Origin of the sequence: Algibacter sp. (assembly GCF_049667265.1) — a bacterium.
Classification (GTDB): domain Bacteria; phylum Bacteroidota; class Bacteroidia; order Flavobacteriales; family Flavobacteriaceae; genus Algibacter_B.
Genome location: NZ_JBATHX010000177.1, coordinates 1 through 3,434, shown reverse-complemented (window position 1 = coordinate 3,434; position 3,434 = coordinate 1). Strand labels below are relative to the sequence as shown.

Here is a 3,434-nt window from a genome sequence, read left to right as displayed (position 1 = left end):
TATATCTTCCGCTTTCTTATGACGAAGCTTATACTTTTTTGCAGTTTGTAGATAGATCATTATTTTATGCATTCTGTACATACCCAGCACCAAACAACCATGTTTTCCACTCCATATTTAGTAATTTTTCATGGCATTTATTTAGTTGGTCTCATCTTAATTTATTTATAAGGTTACCCGCCATTATAGCATCTGTACTCTTATTTGCAGTATTTAGTAAAAGAATTGCTAAAAAGGATATTTTATTAATCGCATGTTTTATGGTTTTAATATTATTAAACCTTCCTTTTTTATCATTTTCATTTCAGGCTAGAGGCTATTCTATGCAAATTCTTTTTGCAGTTGTTTCTGTTCTTTTTATTAATAAGCCATCAACAAACGATACTTTTAAGTTTAATAATCAGTCCATTTTATTGTTTTCTTTAATGGGTTTATATACTAGTCCGGCCTATTTATTTACATTTCTGGGAATATATTCTGTGTTTTTTATTCAGAATTTAAATTTGTTTAAAAAAAACATAGCCTATATCTTTTACACTACCCTATTTTTTAGTTGTACCATAATACTTTTATATGCTCCTATAATGGTATTTAGAGGTTATGAATCTATTACCAATAATAGATTTGTGCGTCCGCTAGAAAGTTTTAACATTCCGTTTTTAGCAAGTCATTATAAAAGTTCTTTAACAGAGATTACAGGAGGAAGTGTCATTACAATACTCATTTTTACTTTGTTTATATGGTTTTCCATTAGCAAAAAAAAGTGGCCCAATTTTTTAATCTTGATAGTGCCATTTTTATTAATGATGGTTTTAAATCAAGCGCCTTTTACAAGAGTTTTTCTTCCAATCAGTTTCTCTATTATAGCATTCGTTTTTTTAGATATTAAATTATCATTCAAGCCTAATTCATTAAAACGACATGTCATTTCGGGAGTTATTGTATGTATCGCCTTAGCAGTATCTACTTATAACTTCTTTAAAATACCCAATGGGGGTTTACAATCATCAGTAAACGTAAAGTATCTTTCAAAGTATTTTGATAGTCATCTTAAAATTCATGATGAAACACACGATTATCTTAAAACTGCCATCATCGGTAATTTAATAAGTTCAAAAAAACCATATGAAATTATTACTTCAGAAACCGAAATAAAAAAAGGAAGTATTATACTTTTTTCTGAAAATTTTAATGATAATATTAAAATAATAGATTCAACCGATTCTTATAATAAAAAAGTTTTTATAGGTATTATGGAGGACTAAGCTGGATCTTAAAAATTAAAGTGCACTCTTAAATTGCTCTAAGAAACGCACGTCGTTTTCACTTAACAAGCGAATATCACCAATTTGATGTAACAGCATAGCAATCCGATCTATTCCCATACCAAAAGCGAAACCAGAGTATTCTTTAGAGTCGATACCGCAATTTTCAAGTACGTTTGGATCTACCATACCACAACCCATAATTTCTAACCAACCTGTCCCTTTAGTTATTTTGTAATCGGTTTCGGTTTCTAGACCCCAATACACATCAACCTCTGCACTTGGTTCTGTAAACGGAAAATATGAAGGACGCAAACGTATTTTACTTTTCCCAAACATTTCGGTAGTGAAGTGTTGAAGCGTTTGTTTTAAATCTGCGAAACTTACGTCTTTATCAATATACAAGCCTTCAACTTGGTGAAAAAAACAATGCGAACGTGCCGATATAGCTTCGTTTCTATACACTCTACCTGGTGAAATAGTACGAATTGGCGGTTTGTTATTTTCCATATAACGAACTTGTACCGAACTAGTATGTGTACGCAATAATATATCTGGATTGGTTTGAATAAAAAAGGTATCCTGCATATCTCTTGCTGGATGATATTCTGGCAAGTTTAATGCTGTAAAGTTGTGCCAATCGTCTTCAATTTCTGGTCCTTCGCTAACGTTAAAACCAATACGCGAAAAAATATCTATTATTTGATTTTTTACAATGGAAATAGGATGACGCGCACCAATTTGAATAGATTGTCCTGGTCTAGATAAATCGCCAGATACACCTATTACCTCTTCTTTACTTTCAAGCTCTTCTTTTAAGGCAATAACCTTTTCTTCAGCTGTTTTTTTAAGCTTATTTATGGTTTGACCAAATTCTTTTTTTTGGTCGTTAGCCACATTTTTAAACTCAGCAAAAAAGTCGTTTAGTAATCCTTTTTTACCTAAATATTTTATACGAAAGGCTTCTACCTCTTCTTTTGATTGGGTTTTAAAGGCTTCGGCTTCTGCTATGAGTTGGTTTATTTTATCTATCATGATATCTTCAAAATGACGGCAAAGTTACTGTTTTTAGGCGATTTTCGCTAGAAGTTATATTGGAAATCACCCTTTATTGTGGATTCCTGCCTTCCAGGAATGACAAAACAAATTCGCTTAATCAATATACTCGGTTTCTAGAAAGTAGTTTACAATGGCTTCTTTCATTAAAACACTTTGCTCGCCTGCTTTTAAATGTGGTAAATCTGAAAGTGTTTTGTAATGTGGCCAACCCTCTTCATCAACAAAATCGAGTTCATAATAACCGTATGGAACGAGTAGTTTACAAATGGCAATATGCATAAGGTCTAATTTTTGGTCTTTCTTGAACTCCCTATCTAACTGACCAAGTTCCTGAACGCCAATTAGGTAAATTATAGCGTCAAGATCTAAATTATCTCCATCTGCAAATTGAATGGATAGTTTTTGTACTACCAGCTCCCAGCGCTCTTTTAATTGTTCGTCTCTTGCCATTTAGATTATTATAAATATGATGAGATCCCGATATTAAATCGGGATTAGTTCAACTAAAATTTTATCAAAACAATAAATGCTTGAAAATATTAGTTTCACTAAATTGAAAGCAGCAAAGTTAATAAACCTAAGTGTTAGTATTATTTTATATTTGCTTTAAATTATTTTATATGAGCGTAATTGATATTGTTTTAGGTGCATTAATTTTATTTGGACTTGTTCGTGGTTTCATGAAAGGGCTTTTTGTTGAAGTTGCTTCATTAGTGGCATTAGTTGCTGGTGTTTACGGCGCCATACATTTTAGCAATTTTGTTGCCGAATTTTTACAAGCTAAAACCGAATGGAATGAAAAGACGATTAATATTGCTGCCTTTGCCATTACATTTGTAATCATTGTTTTAGCTATTGGAATAGCAGGAAAAGCGCTAACTAAACTAGCCGATTTTGCTGCTTTAGGTATTATAAACAAGCTTGCAGGTGGTGTTTTTGGAGCTTTGAAAATTGCCCTTATCTTAAGTGTTCTTTTAAATATTTTTGATAAAATGAATAGTACAATAACTTTTATTGACGATGAAAATATAGATGATACGGTACTTTACAAACCTGTAAAATCTTTAATCCCAACCATTTTTCCGAATATTTTAGAACCAAAAACGAAGG

General features: G+C 31.7%; 4 protein-coding genes. 2 read left to right on the top strand and 2 right to left on the bottom strand.

Going from position 1 to position 3,434, the window contains the following annotated elements; translation table 11 throughout:
• On the top strand, window positions 1-1,265 hold a 1,265-nt coding region (locus WBN21_RS06510; protein WP_424198591.1), incomplete at its 5' end, for a hypothetical protein.
• Window positions 1,266-1,280: 15 nt separating this feature from the next.
• On the opposite strand, the gene WBN21_RS06505 is transcribed toward WBN21_RS06510, so the two are convergent.
• Window positions 1,281-2,300, bottom strand: coding sequence for a phenylalanine--tRNA ligase subunit alpha (locus WBN21_RS06505; RefSeq protein ID WP_424198589.1), 1,020 nt, complete (start codon window positions 2,298-2,300; stop codon window positions 1,281-1,283).
• 117 nt (window positions 2,301-2,417) lie between these two features.
• A complete protein-coding gene (locus tag WBN21_RS06500) occupies window positions 2,418-2,774 on the bottom strand; it encodes a hypothetical protein (RefSeq protein WP_424198587.1) in 357 nt (118 codons plus the stop codon).
• Between the two features lie 170 nt (window positions 2,775-2,944).
• On the opposite strand from WBN21_RS06500, the gene WBN21_RS06495 reads away from it, so the two are divergent.
• On the top strand, window positions 2,945-3,434 hold a 490-nt coding region (locus tag WBN21_RS06495; RefSeq protein ID WP_424198585.1), incomplete at its 3' end, for a CvpA family protein.

Excerpts from the sequence above, each read along its gene's own strand:
- WBN21_RS06500 (WP_424198587.1), bottom strand. The coding sequence starts at position 2,774 with ATGGCAAGAGACGAACAATTAAAAGAGCGCTGGGAGCTGGTAGTACAA.
- WBN21_RS06505 (WP_424198589.1), bottom strand. The coding sequence starts at position 2,300 with ATGATAGATAAAATAAACCAACTCATAGCAGAAGCCGAAGCCTTTAAA.